The 16,478-nt window shown below is 66.4% G+C and carries 17 protein-coding genes; 12 read left to right on the top strand and 5 right to left on the bottom strand.

Annotated elements, in window-relative coordinates; all coding sequences use genetic code 11:
- Positions 1–11 precede the first annotated feature (11 nt).
- The gene (locus KQ307_RS05780) at positions 12–500 is read left to right on the top strand and encodes a single-stranded DNA-binding protein (protein ID WP_259727278.1); all 489 of its coding nucleotides are present in this window, start codon (positions 12–14) and stop codon (positions 498–500) included.
- A 32-nt stretch (positions 501–532) separates the two neighbouring features.
- Here KQ307_RS05780 and KQ307_RS05775 read toward each other — a convergent pair whose 3' ends face one another.
- Positions 533–751, bottom strand: a complete 219-nt coding sequence (locus KQ307_RS05775) for a hypothetical protein (protein WP_259727277.1) — start codon at positions 749–751, stop codon at positions 533–535.
- Positions 752–844: 93 nt separating this feature from the next.
- Between KQ307_RS05775 and KQ307_RS05770 the strand changes: the two genes are divergently transcribed.
- The 3 genes from KQ307_RS05770 (at position 845) to KQ307_RS05760 (ending at position 3,528) form a co-directional block, all read left to right on the top strand.
- Positions 845–1,417 (top strand): DUF2854 domain-containing protein, encoded by a 573-nt coding sequence (locus tag KQ307_RS05770; RefSeq protein WP_259727276.1) that lies wholly within the window; start codon positions 845–847, stop codon positions 1,415–1,417.
- A gap of 88 nt (positions 1,418–1,505) precedes the next feature.
- Positions 1,506–2,402, top strand: coding sequence for an acetylglutamate kinase (argB, locus tag KQ307_RS05765; RefSeq protein ID WP_259701332.1), 897 nt, complete (start codon positions 1,506–1,508; stop codon positions 2,400–2,402).
- Positions 2,395–3,528, top strand: coding sequence for a DUF3153 domain-containing protein (locus KQ307_RS05760; protein ID WP_259701318.1), 1,134 nt, complete (start codon positions 2,395–2,397; stop codon positions 3,526–3,528). The genes argB and KQ307_RS05760 overlap by 8 nt, the downstream gene beginning before the upstream one ends.
- On the opposite strand, the gene priA is transcribed toward KQ307_RS05760, so the two are convergent.
- Positions 3,529–5,808, bottom strand: a complete 2,280-nt coding sequence (gene priA, locus KQ307_RS05755) for a primosomal protein N' (protein ID WP_259727275.1) — start codon at positions 5,806–5,808, stop codon at positions 3,529–3,531.
- 85 nt (positions 5,809–5,893) lie between these two features.
- Here priA and KQ307_RS05750 point away from each other — a divergent pair, with 85 nt between their 5' ends.
- The 6 genes from KQ307_RS05750 to KQ307_RS05725 all read left to right on the top strand — a co-directional run bounded on the left by KQ307_RS05750 (position 5,894) and on the right by KQ307_RS05725 (position 12,305).
- The gene (locus tag KQ307_RS05750) at positions 5,894–6,085 is read left to right on the top strand and encodes a hypothetical protein (RefSeq protein WP_259727274.1); all 192 of its coding nucleotides are present in this window, start codon (positions 5,894–5,896) and stop codon (positions 6,083–6,085) included.
- Between the two features lie 131 nt (positions 6,086–6,216).
- Positions 6,217–7,647 carry an RNA polymerase sigma factor RpoD gene (gene rpoD, locus KQ307_RS05745; protein ID WP_259727273.1) on the top strand — a complete coding sequence of 477 codons (1,431 nt, stop codon included), beginning with the start codon at positions 6,217–6,219 and terminating at the stop codon, positions 7,645–7,647.
- Positions 7,648–7,730: 83 nt separating this feature from the next.
- Positions 7,731–8,810: a glycosyltransferase gene (locus tag KQ307_RS05740; RefSeq protein WP_259727272.1), complete on the top strand. Its 1,080-nt coding sequence runs from the start codon at positions 7,731–7,733 to the stop codon at positions 8,808–8,810.
- A 73-nt stretch (positions 8,811–8,883) separates the two neighbouring features.
- Positions 8,884–9,297 (top strand): DUF1824 family protein, encoded by a 414-nt coding sequence (locus tag KQ307_RS05735; protein WP_259727271.1) that lies wholly within the window; start codon positions 8,884–8,886, stop codon positions 9,295–9,297.
- Positions 9,298–9,391: 94 nt separating this feature from the next.
- The gene (hemC, locus tag KQ307_RS05730; RefSeq protein ID WP_259727270.1) at positions 9,392–10,345 is read left to right on the top strand and encodes a hydroxymethylbilane synthase; all 954 of its coding nucleotides are present in this window, start codon (positions 9,392–9,394) and stop codon (positions 10,343–10,345) included.
- Positions 10,329–12,305 (top strand): chloride channel protein, encoded by a 1,977-nt coding sequence (locus tag KQ307_RS05725; RefSeq protein ID WP_259727269.1) that lies wholly within the window; start codon positions 10,329–10,331, stop codon positions 12,303–12,305. The genes hemC and KQ307_RS05725 overlap by 17 nt, the downstream gene beginning before the upstream one ends.
- Here KQ307_RS05725 and KQ307_RS05720 read toward each other — a convergent pair.
- From KQ307_RS05720 to KQ307_RS05710, 3 genes are read right to left on the bottom strand one after another with little or no spacing between them, the layout of a single operon-like run.
- Positions 12,295–12,870 (bottom strand): L,D-transpeptidase, encoded by a 576-nt coding sequence (locus KQ307_RS05720; RefSeq protein ID WP_259727268.1) that lies wholly within the window; start codon positions 12,868–12,870, stop codon positions 12,295–12,297. The genes KQ307_RS05725 and KQ307_RS05720 overlap by 11 nt on opposite strands.
- Before the next feature lie 23 nt (positions 12,871–12,893).
- Positions 12,894–13,481 (bottom strand): inorganic diphosphatase, encoded by a 588-nt coding sequence (locus tag KQ307_RS05715; RefSeq protein ID WP_259727267.1) that lies wholly within the window; start codon positions 13,479–13,481, stop codon positions 12,894–12,896.
- A 34-nt stretch (positions 13,482–13,515) separates the two neighbouring features.
- Positions 13,516–15,087: a carboxypeptidase M32 gene (locus KQ307_RS05710; RefSeq protein ID WP_259727266.1), complete on the bottom strand. Its 1,572-nt coding sequence runs from the start codon at positions 15,085–15,087 to the stop codon at positions 13,516–13,518.
- Positions 15,088–15,149: 62 nt separating this feature from the next.
- On the opposite strand from KQ307_RS05710, the gene KQ307_RS05705 reads away from it, so the two are divergent.
- Positions 15,150–15,596 (top strand): DUF2721 domain-containing protein, encoded by a 447-nt coding sequence (locus KQ307_RS05705; protein ID WP_259700856.1) that lies wholly within the window; start codon positions 15,150–15,152, stop codon positions 15,594–15,596.
- Positions 15,597–15,764: 168 nt separating this feature from the next.
- Positions 15,765–16,469, top strand: coding sequence for a response regulator transcription factor (locus KQ307_RS05700; RefSeq protein WP_259727265.1), 705 nt, complete (start codon positions 15,765–15,767; stop codon positions 16,467–16,469).
- Positions 16,470–16,478: the final 9 nt, after the last annotated feature.

Raw genomic sequence — 16,478 nt, 5'->3', positions numbered from 1 at the left:
CGTTCCTGGTTGTGAATCACTGTGTGCTGGAAGTGGAGGTGCTCGAAGTGCCCCAGGTGCGTTACACCCAGGACAACCAGACCCCTGTGGCGGAGATGGCTGTTCAGATTGACGGACTGAGGCCGGATGATCCCCCTGGGCAGCTGAAGGTGGTCGGCTGGGGCAATCTGGCGCAGGACCTCCAGAACCGGGTTCAGGTGGGCCAGCGGCTGATGCTGGAGGGGCGCCTGAGGGTAAGCACGTTCACGCGGCCCGATGGCGTCAAGGAGAAGCGGGCCGAGTTCACCCTCTCCCGGCTCCATCCCATGGGCGTGCCGTCCGCTTCGGCCCCATCCGGCCAGGCTCCGGCCCGCACCGTGCCACGACCTGTGCCGGCCCGCCCAGCCGCTGCGCCCACCGCTGCGCCCACTTCCCCGCCGAATCGTGCCCCGGAAGCCCCCACCTGGAACACGTCTCCGCTGGTGCCCGATCTGCCCGATGACGATGACATCCCTTTCTGAAGGGTGCTTCTGAGCGCCCTCGCAGCGGGCGCTCAGCGCTTCGCGAACCGTTCGCTGGCCAGGTCGAGCATCTGACCGAGCTCCCGCTCCAGCGCCGCCAGATCAAGACGCAGATCACTCCAGCGTCCCCCGTCGATCTGCTGGAGCAGCCAGATCCGGTCGGCACTGAGTTGCTCGATCAGCTCCAGGGTGCTGATCGGCTCTGGGGCCTTCTCCGCCGCCGGGGCCGGCTCGGGTCCAGTTGTGGTCATCTCGGCGCTGGCGGAAGGAAGGTTCGAGCTGAAATGGCAGCCGGAACGGTTGAAACCATCATCTCGCATCCCCCTTGCTGGAGAATGGTCGCCATGCAAGCCCTCACGTCTCCCGGCAGCCTGCTCACGATCCTCGGGTCGGTGCTCACCGTGGTCGGCACGATCGCCTATGCGACCGACAGCCCCAACATCAGCCTGGCCGGAGTTTTCTACGGCATTCCCCTGCTGCTCGGCGGGTTGGCCCTCAAGTCTTCGGAGCTGCCCCCGGCGGTCAGGCTCACTCCACCGGCCCAGTTCCGGGACCTGCGGGAGCTGGACGCCAGCGAACCGCTCAGCGCCCTGCTCAAGGACGTGACCCGCTGGCGCTACGGACAGAAAGCCCATCTGGAAAGTTCTCTTGAGGCGCTCAAGCTCTGGGACGACGACCAGCCGCCCGAACTGATCAGCGTTGCTGAGCTGGAGCGCCATGGCGGCTATGGGCTGATTCTCCGGTTCAGAACCCAGGGGGTGCCTCTCGAGCGCTGGCTGGCCAAGCAGGAACGGCTGGGTCGTTTCTTCGGGCCTGGACTGGTGGCGGAACTGGACCCCCAGGGCAGTGCCGAACTCGATCTGTCCCTGTTGCCGGCTGAGCCGGGCAACACCACCCTGGAAGCGACATCCGCCTGATGCCCGTTCGTTTCTTCGGCCGATTCCCTTGAGCCAGGACCCACTGCCCCAGGACCCACTGCCCCAGGACCCTTTACGCCAGGACCCCTTGAGCCAGGACCCCTTGATCAGTCCCCAGGACAGCCTGAGGGTTTCCGTTCTCAGCGAAGCGCTTCCTTACATCCAGCGCTTCGCCGGTCGCCGCGTGGTCGTGAAGTACGGCGGCGCCGCCATGGTGCATCAGGAGCTGCGCGACGCCGTGTTCCGTGATCTGGCCTTGCTGGCCTGTGTGGGGGTTCAACCGGTGGTGGTCCACGGCGGCGGCCCGGAGATCAACCAGTGGCTGAGCCGCATGGCCATTGAGCCCAACTTCGTGGATGGCCTGCGGATCACCGACTCCGACACGATGGACGTGGTTGAAATGGTGCTGGTCGGCAGGGTCAACAAGCAGATCGTCAACGGGCTCAACCGGCTGGGTGGCCGGGCGGTTGGTCTCTCCGGCAGCGATGGAGGACTGGTGGAAGCGCGCACCTGGGGCGATGGATCCCATGGCCTGGTGGGTGATGTGGCGGCGGTCAACCCTGATGTGCTCGCCCCTCTGCTGCAGAACGGCTACATCCCGGTGATCTCAAGCGTGGCGCCGAATCCCCTGGGTCAATCGCACAACATCAACGCCGACACCGTGGCCGGGGAGCTGGCCGCCTCCCTGCAGGCCGAAAAGCTGATCCTGCTCACCGACACGCCCGGCATCCTGCGGGACCGCAACGATCCGGCTTCGTTGCTCCGCCAGCTGAGCCTCACCGAAGCGCGGCAGCTGATCGCTAGCGGCGTGGTCAGCGGTGGAATGACGCCCAAGACCCAGTGCTGCATCCGCGCCCTGGCCCAGGGGGTTGGCGCCGCCCATATCGTCGATGGCCGGGTGCCCCATGCCCTGCTGCTGGAGGTGTTCACCGATGCCGGCATCGGCACGATGCTGTTGGGGCGCTCCCCGCAGGAGCATGGCTGAGGATCCGCTTCTGCCGGCCCGTTCAGCACTTGAGCGCGGTGATTACGGGGTCTGCCTGCGGCTGCTTGAACCCCTGGCTCTGGCCCATCCCGCCAGCAGTGGTTTCGGCGGCAGCCTGCGACTGCTGATGGTCACCGCCCTGCTGGGCCAGGGACAGGATGCTGCGGCGACGGCCTGTTGCCGCAGCCTGCGGGTCTGCCAGGACCCGGAGATCCGCAGCCAGGCCAGGGATCTTCAACTGATTCTCGAGGCCCCGCCCCTGCAGCGGCCGGCGAACTGGTCGCTCACCCTGCCGGTGCTGAATGGCAGCGATGCACTGCAGGGACGCCTCAGGGCCAGCGCCAGCGTCCGTCGTTCAGTCAGCCATCGCCCTGCTCCGCCGCCATCCCCTCCGGTCGGACCGACCCGGGGCCCGGTGGGCTTCGCCGTGGTGGTGGTGACCCTGCTGCTTCTGCTCACCACCCTGCTCTCCGGTTGCCTGCGGGTGGAGACGGAGTTGCGCTTCGGCGCTCCCGGTCGGCTTCAACTCCAGCAGACCCTCAGCAGCGAGAGCACGCGCCCGCTGCCCTGGCAACGGGCGTTCGTCCAGGGTCTGAAAGCCTTGCCCATGGCTCCGGGAACCGGCCTGGCAATCACCACTGAGCAGGGGGTGGTGAGGCTGAGCAGCGCCAGCCTGTCTGGTCCGGCACTCGCAGATCTGCTTGCCCTGAGCACGGCAACCGCAGCTGAGCTGGGCGGGTTGACGCTGCCCCCTCCCGGCCTTTTCCTGCGGGAGCGGAACTGGCTGCTCGGAGCCCGGCAGCGCTTCGGACTGGAGGTGGACCTGCGCCAGCTGGCTGACCTGCCTGGCCTCGATCTGAGCGTGGTGCTCGGGCCCTTGAGTCCCCAGGCTGTCCGCCTGGCCCAGCCCCTGGCCGCTGAGCCCAGGGCGGATGGGGTGCGCTGGCCTCTGCAGATCGGGGCGCTCAACAGCCTGGAGCTGAGCTGTTGGCGGTGGAGCCGCCTCGGCCTCGGTGTTCTGGCCATCCTGCTTCTGCTCAGCCTGGCCCTCGCCCTGCAGCGCCTGCGCTGGCAGGCGGGATTCGGCTGGCCGGAGCTTCCCTCACCTGATCGAACCCAGTCCTGATCAGAGCTCCTGAGGATCGGGGTCGATGCTGAGGTTCACCTGCTGGCCCAGGGCCGCACGCAGATCCGCTTCCGGCGGCAGGGGCAGGGCCGAGTCGGCTGGTCCGTGCAACAGCAGCTGCCAGCGATAGCGCCCGGCCACCCGGGCGACCGGAGCCGGGGCGGGTCCGACCAGTTGCCAGCCGGCTGCCTGGAGCGGTCCCCGCAGTTGCTCGGCCAGGCTGGCGGCTGCCGTGGCGGTGGCGGTGGCGGATGGGCCGGCCAGGCGCAGCAGGCAGGCCCGGCTGAACGGCACAAGTGCCGCCTGCTGGCGGATCTGCCCTTCGCTTTCCAGATAGCGGTCGTAGCGCCCATCGACGAGGTGACGAATCACCGGATGGTCCGGGCTGTAGGTCTGCACGATCACTTCGCCGGGACGTTCACCGCGGCCGGCCCGCCCAGCCAGCTGCAGCAGCAGCTGCAGGCACTGTTCACCGGAGCGCAGATCAGGCCGATGCAGGAGTCCGTCGGCCGCCAGCACGGCCGCCAGGGTCACCCGGGGGAGATCGAGCCCCTTGGTGAGCATCTGGGTACCGACCAACACATCCGCTTCGCCGGCAGCGAACTGGCTCAGCAGTCGGCGATGACCATCCCGTCCCCGGGTGGTGTCGCGATCGAAACGCAGCAGCCGCAACCCCTCCAGTTCCAGCTCCAGTTGTTCCATCACCCGCTGGGTTCCCGCCCCGAAGGGCTTGAAGGCCGTTGAACCGCAGTGGCCGCAGTGGGGGCCCGGTTCCTGGCGGTGGCCGCACCAATGGCAGCGCAGCCATTGGTGGCCATCCCGGTGACGATGGACGGTGAGCGGCACGTCGCAATGGGGGCACTGAACCACCTCGCCGCAGCTTCGGCAGCTCAGGAAGCTGCTGTATCCACGCCTGGGCACCAGCACCACCGCCTGGCCGTCCTGCTCCCGCAGGCGATCGAGGCGGTCCCGCAGGGCCCGGCTGATCAGGCGGCGGTTGCCGCCGGCCAGTTCCTGGCGCATGTCGACCACCCGCACCGGGGCATCGCTCTGCCCGCTGATCCGCTCCGGCAATCTCAGCAGGGTGGCAGCCGCATCGGATTGGCCAGGCTTCGCCCTGCAGGCCAGCCAGGATTCCAGGGAAGGAGTGGCGCTGCCGAGCAGCAGTCGCGCCCCGCAGCGCCGGGCGCGACGCTGGGCCACGGTTCTGGCGTGGTAGCAGGGCATCGGACTTTCCTGTTTGTAGGAGCTGTCGTGCTCCTCATCGAGCACGATCAGACCCAGCTGCGCCAGTGGCAGGAAGATGGCGGAGCGGGTTCCCACCACCACCACGGCACCCTGACGATCCGCGGCGAGGCATTGCTTCCAGGCTGCGATGCGCTCGCCTTCCCCCAGCCCGCTGTGATAGGCGATCACTTGCCCACCGAACCGTGCCCGGCAGCGATCCAGCAGCTGGGGCACCAGGCCGATCTCCGGGGTGAGCAGCAGGCTGCTTTCTCCTGCGGCGAGGCATTGGGCCGCCGCCTGCAGATAGACCTCGGTCTTGCCGGACCCCGTGATACCCCAGAGCAGCAGTGTCGCCCCCCTTGGTGAGCTGGCGAACCGCTGCAGGGCTTCGGCCTGGGCCCGGTTCAGTTGCCGGGGTGGCTGCAGCGGGAGGGGCGGTGACGGCGATGTAGCTGTGGCTCTGGCTGTGGTTTGGCTGGGGGATGGGGCTTGTCTGGGTTGAATCCGCACCAGCGAACGGCCCACCAGACCTTGCACGACCGAGCGACTGAAGCCCCAGGTTTGAAGGGTTTCCTGTAGCCAGGCTCCTTCGGGCTGCATCCACAGGCGATCGAGCAGCTCCCGTTGGCGAGGGGGAAGATCCGGATGGGCTGCCGCCGCCTCCAGTGGCTCCACCCAGTGGCGCTGGCGGGCTGTTGTCGGAGGAGGCTGGCGGCGCTGGCCCAGCCAGCCTGTTGGCAGGGCTGTTTTGAGCGTCTTGAACAGGCTGGTGTGGCAGTCTTCAGCCACCTCCATGAGCAAAGCCTGCCATTGCGGATCGACAGCTGCCGCCTGGTGCAGAGCTTCAATCGGCAGCATCCTGCCAGGATCCAGCCCCGGGGGAGGAGCCTCCTGGCAGGACACCACCAGGCCGATCTGCCGACGTCCCCGCAAGGAAACCCTGACCAGATCTCCAGGTGCAAGGACCAGGTCCCGAGGGTTGGTGTAGCTGAACACCCGCCCCTCCCGGCCGGCCTCAAGCCACACCTGCCAGCAGGTCGGATCCTGGTTCAAAGCGATGGGGTGGTGTCTTTGCCTTGCAAACACCGATGCAGGTTCTTAGAATGCATGGGTTGAGCAGCCTCTCAAGCTGCACCCGGTGCTGATCAGTGTTTCGTTCAGAGGGAAGACACGGCGAGAAAGCCTGTCGGAATTTCCGCTCCTTCCTTTCTCCCAGTCTGCGATCACCCCTGACAACCCTGCAAAGGCCTCCGTGCTGTTCTACTTCGTTGTTGGCTCGACCTCGCTGATCACTGTTTTTCCCCTTGTCGTTTCAACCCCTGCCGGTTGAGCGCACGGGCCAGGTTCTTGGCGGGTGATTTTTGCTTGTGCGTTCGCTGCGCGCCTGCACCACAGGCACTGGCCTGATCCGTCCATCCCCATCCGCTTCGCCCGATCCCGCTTCTTTAGCTGCCGATTCCTATGAGCCCTGTTGCCGCCCTGAAGTCCACGAAAGCCGAACCCGAGATCCTCGCGGTTGCGAACCAGGCGGGCGAGCAGGTCACCGTCGAGATCAAGCCCAAAGCACCCCGGGCCAAAGCCAGGCCCAAGCCCGATCCCACCGCCACCGATCCGGAATCGGCCCCGCTCAGCGACGGAGCTGTCAACACAGTGACGAGCACCCGCAAACCGGCGGCCAAGAAAGTCGGCACGAAAGCAGCGGCCACCAAGTCAACCGCAGGCAAGTCAACCGCAGGCAAGGCCACCGCAGCCAAGGCGGCCACCACCAAGGCGGGGAAGGCCAAGGCCGAGCCCACCGGCAGCCTCGATTTGCCCCTTGACGTTGTTGAACTCGATGATGTCGCCGATCAGCTCCTGGCTGCGGCCGAGGGAGATGATCCTGCCCCCGCCGGCAAGCCTGTTGCCAGCAAGGCGCTGGCCAGCATCAAGGTGGGTCCGAAGGGTGTCTACACCGAGGATTCGATCAGGGTCTATCTCCAGGAGATCGGCCGGATCCGGTTGCTGCGGCCTGATGAGGAGATCGAGCTCGCCCGCAAGATCGCCGACCTGCTTCTGCTCGAGGAGCTCGCAACCCAGTTCGAGCAGGACAACGGCCATTACCCCGATGTCAAGGAGTGGGCTGTTCTCGTTGACATGACCCTGCTGAAGTTCCGGCGGCGGTTGATGCTGGGTCGGCGCGCCAAGGAAAAGATGGTGCAGTCCAACCTGCGCCTGGTGGTGTCGATTGCCAAGAAATACATGAACCGAGGCCTCTCCTTCCAGGATCTGATCCAGGAGGGCAGCCTCGGCCTGATCCGTGCCGCCGAGAAGTTCGACCACGAGAAAGGGTACAAATTCTCCACCTATGCCACCTGGTGGATCCGTCAGGCGATCACCCGCGCCATCGCCGACCAGAGCCGCACCATCCGGCTGCCGGTTCATCTCTACGAAACCATTTCGAGGATCAAGAAAACCACCAAGGTGCTCAGCCAGGAGTTCGGACGCAAACCCACCGAAGAAGAGATTGCTGAAAGCATGGAAATGACGATCGAGAAGCTGCGCTTCATCGCCAAGTCAGCCCAGTTGCCGATCTCCCTGGAAACTCCGATCGGCAAGGAGGAAGATTCACGCCTCGGCGACTTCATCGAAGCCGACATTGAAAATCCAGAGCAGGATGTCGCCAAGAACCTGCTGCGTGAAGATCTTGAAGGCGTTCTGGCCACCCTGAGCCCCCGGGAGCGGGATGTGCTGCGCCTGCGCTACGGCCTTGATGATGGCCGCATGAAGACCCTTGAAGAAATCGGTCAGATCTTCGATGTGACCCGCGAACGCATCCGTCAGATCGAAGCCAAAGCCCTGCGCAAGCTCCGTCACCCAAACCGCAACGGCGTCCTGAAGGAGTACATCAAGTAACCTTCCGCAGCTTCGAACCCAGCGGATTGGTCTCTCTTCCCCGCACCTCCCAGGCAGGGCATCCGCCAGCATCGGCACCTCGGGTGTCGATCATTCTTCCCACCTTCAACGAATGCGCCACGATCACCGTGATCCTGCAGCAGTTGCTGTTGCTGAGGGATCGGTGGTCGATTGAGCTGATCGTGGTCGACGACGACTCCGCTGACGGCACCTCCGAGCAGGTGAGGAAACTCGCCCACCAGCAACCGGAGATCCGCCTGATCCGACGGGTCGGCCGCTCCGGTCTCTCCAGCGCCATCAAGGAAGGTCTGCTCGATGCCACCGGTGATCTTGCCGTGGTGATGGACTGTGATGGTCAGCATCAACCGATTGCGGTGGGCTTGGCGCTGGAGGCCCTGCTGAGCCAGGGCAGTGATCTGGTGATCGGCAGCCGGTTTCACCCTGAAGCTTCGATCCTGGGCCTGTCGGACTCACGCCAGGATCAATCGATCCTGGCCAACCGGCTGGCGCGGTTCAGCCTGCCCCGCTACCGGCAGCTCACCGATTACATGAGTGGCTTCATGGCGATGAACCTGGATCGCTGCATGCCCTGGGTGCGGCAGGTGGATGTTCAGGGGTTCAAGTTTCTCTATGAACTGCTGGCCCTCAGCCGGGGCCAGTTGAAGGTGGCTGAGATCCCGCTCCACTTTCAGAGCCGCAGCCACGGAAGCTCAAAGCTGGATCAGGCCGTGCTCTGGGACTTCGGTGTTTCGATCCTGCACACCCTGCTGTTGAGGCTGGTGCCGCGCCGCGCGGTGAGCTTCGCCCTGGTGGGCCTGAGCGGAGTCGGCCTCCAGCTGCTGGCCTCCAAGCTGTTGATGCTGATCGGCCTTTCCTTCGAGCTGGCCTTGCCGGTTGCCGTGCTTGTTTCGGCAATCTCCAACTATCTGATCAACAACAGTCTCACCTTTCGCCATCGCCGGCTCCAGGGCATGCCGTTGCTGGCGGGTCTGGTCAAGTTTCTGGCGGTGGCCTCCCTGCCGATGCTGGCCAACGTTGGACTGGCGAGTCTGTTTTACAACCAGATTTCCAATGACACCTTCTTCGCGCAGATCGCCGGCATCGCCGTGGTGTTCGTCTGGAACTATGCCGCCACGTCGCGATTTGTCTGGAACAGTCCCTAGCTGACGGCTGGCTGGCTGCTCGCCCCAAGCCAGGACCTGGAGGGGCAGAGTGGCCGGACGTCCCGCTGACCCCATGAACCCACCCACGGATCTTCCTGAGCTGGCCTCCCTTGCCGACCTCTGCGGCCTGCGCACCGCCCCGTCCATCGATGACCGGCAACAGGAGCGGATCCTGCGGGAGCTGCTGGCCACGGTCGCGGGCTGTGAGTGGTTCACGGTCGGGGTGATGGCTCCATCCGGAGCGGCCGCCGTCGCGGCTCTGCGCAGCTGTGAGCGGGCCCTGGGCTGGCAGGCCCTGGTCGCAGAGGGAGACGCCCTCCCGGCGGCGGCGGGTCCGGTGTTCCTCAAGGGCAACCAGAGCACCGGTCTGTTCAGGCTCCGACCTGAAACCGGTCTGGGCCACGGGCTGCTGATCACCGGCCATCACGGTTCGGATCCGGACGCCGAAGGCACATGGGGACCGTTCCCCCTGGATTTCTTTGGCTGATCACGATCTTTCCCGGTCAGGGCGAGTGGTGGACGGCTGGTCCTTAGGCTGAGCGGCTGTAGGACGGCCACTGGCCGGTTTGAGGATTGAGTTGATGGCTGGCTCCACCCTGCGCATCGCCTCCCGCCGCAGTCAGCTGGCGATGGTGCAGACCCACTGGGTGCGTGATGAACTGGCTCTGGCCCATCCGGGGCTGGAGATCAGCATCGAGGCGATGGCCACCCAGGGGGACAAGATTCTCGATGTGGCCCTGGCGAAGATCGGCGACAAGGGCCTGTTCACCAAGGAACTGGAGGCCCAGATGCTCCTGGACCGGGCCGATATCGCCGTGCACAGCCTCAAGGATCTGCCCACCAATCTTCCCGATGGCCTGGTGCTGGGCTGCATCACCGAACGGGAAGACCCGGCCGATGCCCTGGTGGTGCACGCCAGGCATGCCGACAAATCCCTGTCCACCCTGCCCGAGGGCAGCGTGGTGGGCAGCAGCTCCCTGCGGCGCCTGGCCCAGCTTCGCCACCATTACCCCCATCTGGTGTTCAAGGATGTGCGCGGCAACGTGATCACCCGGCTGGAAAAGCTCGATGCCGGTGCTTATGACTGCCTGATCCTGGCGGCAGCGGGACTGGGGCGGCTCGGGCTGTCGGGGAGGATCCACGAGCGGATCGCCCCGGAGATCTCGCTTCATGCCGTCGGGCAGGGTGCCCTCGGCATCGAGTGCCGCAGTGGTGACGAACAGGTGATCGGCCAGCTGAAGGCCCTTGAGCACACTCCCTCATCCCGCCGCTGCCTGGCCGAGCGAGCCTTCCTCCGCCAACTGGAGGGAGGCTGCCAGGTTCCGATCGGCGTGAACACCCGCTTTGAGGCCGAGGCCCTCGTGCTCACCGGCATGGTGGCCAGCCTGGATGGCCAGCGTCTGATCCGTGATGAGGTGAGTGGCGATCAGAGCAATCCGGAAGCGGTCGGCATCGCCCTCGCTGAGCGCCTCCGGGCCCAGGGCGCCGGAGAAATTCTGGAGGAGATCTTTGCAACCGTTGGCCGCGAGCACTGAGCTGGTTCCATCGCCTCCGGTGGCTGAGCAGGAGAGCGAGCCCCGCGCGATTCCCTTTCAGTGGAACCTGCTCGCCTGGGCTGCCCTCGTCGGGGTGCTGACCGGCCTGGCGGTGGTCGGTTTCCACTTCCTGCTCGGGTACATCAACCAGTTCCTGTTCGGCACCGTGGTGGAGACGGTGATGGGCGTGCTGGGCACGGTGGGATCTCCCGAAACCCCGGTGGAGATCTTCAATCCCGCCGAGCCCGAATCCAGCACACCTCTCAAGGCCCTGCTGCAGCTCGGCCTGGGCGGAATCGGTTTCCTGCCACCACCGCCGGCGCCCCCGGAACCCCTGCCCGCAGCCACCATCGCCGTGAATTGGCTCTCCTCCTGGCCGGTGCTGGTGGTGCCGATGCTGGGCGGGCTGCTGGTTGGCCTGCTGCGCCAGCTCGCCAGGGATCTCGGCCCCGGGCTGCCCAGCCTGATGGCGATGGCCGATGGCATGGTGCGGGCCGCACCGAAGCTGCCGCTGCTGCGGCTGGTGGCTGCCGCACTCAGTCTGGGCAGTGGCGCATCGCTCGGACCGGAGGGACCGAGCGTGGAAGGCGGCGGCAACATCGGGCTCTGGGTCGGCCAGCGCGGCTCGCTTTCGCCGGAGTCCCAGAAGGCGCTGGTGGCTGCGGGGGTGGCGGCCGGTCTGGCGGCCGGATTCCGGGCACCGATCGCCGGCGTGTTCTTCGCCTTCGAAGGGGCCTACAGCACGATCCCCGGCCGCCCCAGCCTGCGGGGAGTGCTGGTGGCCGCGGTCAGCTCGGCCCTGGTCACCCAGCTCTGCCTGGGTGATGAACCGATTTTCAGGCTGCCCGCCTATGACGTTCGCTCACCGCTGGAGTTACCGCTTTACCTCGGGCTTGGCGTGGTGGCGAGCCTGATCTCCTGGGCACTGGTGACTCTGCTGGCGGCCGGGCGCAGCGGACCGGTGCAGCGCCAGATGGGCCGGCTCGCCCCCTGGCTGCTCAACGCCCTCGGCGGGCTCGGGGTCGGGGTGTTGGCCCTGGGCTTTCCCGAGGTGCTCGGGGTCGGCTACGACACGATCGAAGCGCTGCTCGGCAATGAGGGGGGCATCGCTCTGGGCACTCTGCTGGCCCTCCTGGTCGTGAAGCTGCTGGCCACAGGGCTCAGCAATGCCACCGGGTTCGTGGGTGGTGGATTCGCGCCCTCGCTGTTTCTCGGGGCGGTGCTGGGCAACTGCTATGGCCAGTTGCTGGGGGAGGGTGGGCTGCATCTGCCCGTGGCCGAACCCCCCGCCTACGCGATGGTCGGGATGGCGGCGGTGCTGGCCGGCAGCGCCCGGGCCCCGCTCACCGCACTGCTTCTGCTGTTCGAGCTCACCCATGACATCCGCATCGTGCTTCCCCTGATGGCCGCCACCGGCCTGAGCGCCTTGCTGGTCGAGCGCTGGCAGGGCTTCCAGGACCGTGGCCTGCTGGGCGCCGACCCGCTGGAGGAGAAACGCAGGCTTCAACTGGCCGCCCTGCCGGTGTCGGAGGCTTTCGGGACGGATGTCCCCCTCGTGTTGCCGGCCGCCACACCGGCGGCGGCGGCGGTGGCCCGACTGACCGAGGTCCATGGCCACTGTCTGATCGCCGTCGAGGCGGACCGGGCTGTGGCACTGGTAACCCTGCAGGATCTGCAGCGGGGCCTCAGCGCTGGAATCGAACGACAGGAAGCCGTGAGGGTGAACGATTGCCGCCGCAGCGATCTGGTCTGGCTGCCCCTGACGGCAAGGCTGGACAGGCTTGAGGATCAACTCACTCCCAATGGCCTGCGCCAGGTTCCTGTGTTCGCCGTGGAGGAAGGGGTTGGAGGATATCTTCCCCACGGCCTGCCTGCCGATGGCCTGCCGATTGCGGCCCTGCGCGGACTGGCCAGCCGTGACGGCCTGGCCCTGGCCCTGGCCCGGCAGCTCAGCGCTTGACCACGACGGGAGTGCCCACCTCCACCTGATCGAACAGCGCCCGGACATGGGGGGTGAGCATCCGCACGCAGCCGCGCGAAACGGCCTCACGACCCTTGACCGTCCACTCCCAGGCGGTGGGGGTGCCGTGGATGCCGTACTGATCCTTGGTGGTGGTGTGGAAGCCGATCCAGCGGTCACCGAGGGGACCCTGGGCGCCTCGGGTAGGGTTGACCTTGCCGGAGACCGTGCTCTGGTACTGGGGATTGACCACCTTGTTGCGCACCTTGAAGCTGCCCGTGGGGGTGGGGGTGGAGGGATCTCCGATCGCCACCGGCCAGCTGCCGATCACCTTGCCGTTGTCCAGCAGGCTGATCGTGCGCTTGCCGAGTTCCAGCACGATTTCCCTGGTGCTGGTGACGGCGGCGGTGCTGTGGTTCGCCGGGGTGACAGCGGCGGGGACCGGGGCAGGCGTCACGAGCGTTGCACTCTGCCCGGTCCGCCCAGGCAGGGCGGCGGTGCCAAGCGCCAGCACAGCGAGGGCGGGGAGGAGACGGACCAGCCGCTGGGGAGAGAGATGCTTCATCGCCATGGAGGTGTACGGGGGCGTCAGTTGACGAGCTTGGGATCAATCTCGCTGTTGTAGCGCGCTTCGCAAGCCTTGACGATCCTCACCGCCTCCTCGGTTCCGAAGAAGCCGTTGACGTGGCAGGTGCCGGGCTTCTTGAGGTCCTTGTAGTGCTCCCAGTAGTACTGGGTTTCCTTCAGCCATTGCGCGCCGAGCTGCTCGTAGCTGGTGATGTGCTCCACCCGTTTGTCGTCGGCCAGCACGGCGATCACCTTGTCGTCCACCTCGCCGCCATCGTCAAAGGTCATGATCCCGATGATCCGCGCCTCAACCAGGCTGCCCGCCACCAGCGGTTCAGTGACATGGACGATTTCGATGTCGAGCGGATCGCCGTCTTCGTCCCAGGTGCGGGGGATGCAGCCGTAGGCGAATGGATAGGCCAGGGAGGAGTACCCGACCCGATCGAGCTTGAGCTGGCCCGATTCGGTGATCAGTTCGTACTTGTTGATCGTCATCGAATTCACCTCGATGATCGCGTTCAGCCGCAGCTCGGCTTCATCGGCGAAAGCCGGCAGCACATGCAGCAGGTTGAGCATCGTGCGGCTGGGGGCATGGTCGATGTTCGCCATGGCGAGAGCAGAGGAAGGACGGGCGGCCGTGATCCTACGGATGCCCACTCGAGAGCTTCTCCAGCTTTGCTTCCAGGTAGGTGAGGAAGGCGCTGGAGTCGAGCCGGGCCCCACTCACCCGCAGCACCAGTTCCTCGCCGGTGACACTCCGGCCGAGCGGATGCACGTGCAGACGCAGCCAGTCCAGCAGGGCCCGGTCGTCCCCTGCCGTCAGCCGCGCTTCGATCGGGCCGATCTCCCGCTCCATCGCTTCCGCCAGCTGGGCCGAGATCAGGTGGCCGAGCGCATAGGAAGGGAAGTAGCCGAACAGGCCCTCGCTCCAGTGGACGTCCTGGAGACAACCTTCGGCGTCGTTGCCGGGCGCGATGCCGAGCAGCGCCAGCATGCGGCGGTTCCATTCGGCTGGCAGCTCCTGCACCGACAGGCCACCCTCCAGCAGCGCCAGTTCCAGCTCGTAGCGCAACAGGATGTGGAGGCAGTAGCTGAGTTCGTCGGATTCGACCCGGATCAGCCCTGGTCGTCGGGGGTTGAGCTCGCGCCAGAAGGCGGCAGGGTCCTGCCACTGGGCGCCGGACTGGCCGGCATTCCGGGCCGTCTGCCGCTCGATCGCCTGACGGAATCGCGGCTGCCAGCGCCGCGCAAAGGCTTCACCGCGTCCCACCCGGCACTCCCAGAACAGACTCTGGCTCTCGTGCACTCCCATCGAGGTGGCATCGCCCAGGGGCCAGGCGAACCACTGCTGGTCGTGGCGGGGCAGTCCCTGTTCGTAGAGGGAGTGGCCCCATTCGTGGGCGGTGGCGAGAAAGGCGGAGAACGGCTGGCCAGGCACGATCCGGCTGGTGATGCGGAAATCGGCCGGACCGAGGGTGGTGGAGAAGGGGTGCGGAGAGCGGGCCAGCACCGCCTGGCTGGGGTCGAAGCCCCACTCCTGGAGAAGCTGCTGGCAGAGCCGCTCCTGCGCCGTGTCTGACAGCACCGCCTGGTGCGGATCGATCCCGGCCGACACCTGTCGGCCATGGCGCTCGATCAGCGGGGGCAGTCGTTGGCCCAGGGGCTTGAACAGGGTTGCCAGCCTTGCCTTGCTGATCCCCGGCTCGAAGGGCTGGGCGAGGATTTCCCAGCAACTGCGCGGCCGGCCCTCGGCATCGCGCTCGACCGTGGCCAGCTGACGGGCCTGTTCCTGGCGCAGGGCGATCAGCTCGGCCAGAGCCGGGGCGAAGCGGGCATGGTCGGCCTGGCTGCGGGCCTCCTGCCAGAGGGCGTAACCCCTCGTCCTGGCCAGGGAAAGCGCTGCCACCAGAGCAGGGTCCAGCAGCCGTTGTCGCTCGAGGTCCCGGCGCAGCAGGGCCAGGTTCTGTCGCCAGGGGTCGGTGGCTGGTCTGGCTCCGAGCTCGGCTTCGGCGGCGGCCAGGATGTCGGCGTAGGCGGCGCTGCTCTGGCGCTCGTGCAGCTGGCGGGCCAGCAGGGCCAGCTGCTCACCCCGCCAGGCGGCGCCGGCGCTGGGCATCAGCGTGTTCTGATCCCAGTAGAGCGTTCCATGGATACTGCCGAGCAGCCGGGTCTCCCGGACATGGGCTGCCAGCCTCTGCCTCGCCTGATTCGTCATCCCGTTGCTGCTCCTGGACCGATGCTGCAACCATTGAAACGATCCGCCATGCCAAGGGGCCGATGAGCCTGACTGATGCGACAGCGGTGGCCGGCCTGTCCCGGGCGATTCAACTGTCCGTTGCTCCGGTGTTCCTGCTCACCGGCATCGGCGGCCTGCTGGGCACCTTCACGGCTCGTCTGAGTCGGATCATCGATCGCACCCGCGTTCTGCAGGAGGCGATGGAGAAGGGCAACATCGCCCAGGCGAAGCAGTTGAAGGCGGTGCTGACCGTGCAGCGCCGTCGCCTGTTTCTGATCAATCGGGCCATCCTCTGCGCCACGTTCACGGCCCTGCTGGTTTCCGGTGTGGTGGCGGTGCTGTTCATCAGTGCCGTTGCGGCCGTTGATCTGGCCGCGATCGTGGTGCCTGTGTTCGTGCTGGCGATGGCCTCGCTGATCCTGGCCCTGCTGCTCTTCCTGGTGGAGGTGCAACTGGCGATCTCCCAGAACCCAAGGCGCTACTACTGATCCAACGCCGCTTGTGCTGACCCAACCCCGATCAACCAGCCGCGGGGATCGGCAGGGGATCGCCAAGATTCGACCGGGACGTCGTGACCATGTCAGGATCTCCTGACATGGTCTTGTCATCCGGGCTGATCGCATCAACGTAAATGCCTCAGGGCCTGGTCCATGGACATGACCCCACTGCTGGGGCCCGGTGGCCAGGCCAGAGATGAGGCGATCGAGCTGCTCCGGGGGCGAACCCTGATGATCGTCAGTGGCCGCCGGCTGCTGATCACCCTGATCACCCATTCCGTCGGCGAGCCAGCCCAGTGGATCGGAGCTGCCACCTGCCAGACAGAAGGGCTGGCCCTGCTCAGCAGGCGGCTCCCCGATCTGCTGTTCGTGACCCATCCCCTGGAGGCCGGCAGCGGCTGCCAGTTCGTCCGGGAGGCCAAACGGCTCTATCCCCGCCTGGCCTGCCTGCTGCTGCTCGAGCGGGACACCCCTGACGTTCTGCTGGCGGCCCTTGAATCCAACTGTGACGGCATCTGCCTGGAGCGTCGCGTCGGTCTCGGCACCCTGGTTGCAGCGATCAAGGCCGTGCTCGGCACGGGCGGGGTGTACATGGATACGGCCGTGGCCGCCCTGCTGCAGCGCAGCAGCCGTGGCCTGGGCGACGGTGAGCCGGAACGGTTGACGCCCCGGCAACTGCAGGTGGTCGAAGCGATGCTGCAGGGTTGTGAAACCCATGAAATCGCCCAGCGATTCCACATTTCCGTGGAAACGGTGCGAAGCCATATCAAGGCCGTGCTGAGCAAGCTCAAGGCCCGCACGCGGCTGGATGCGGGCCTGATTGCCCTGCGGCTTGGACTGGTGAGCTGGGATCCACCCGGTTGAGCAGGCCCG

This window comes from Synechococcus sp. CS-1326, assembly GCF_025128115.1.
Taxonomy (GTDB): Bacteria; Cyanobacteriota; Cyanobacteriia; order PCC-6307; family Cyanobiaceae; genus Regnicoccus.
The sequence above is the reverse complement of the archived record's forward strand: the minus strand, read 5'-3'. Positions and strand labels throughout refer to the sequence as shown.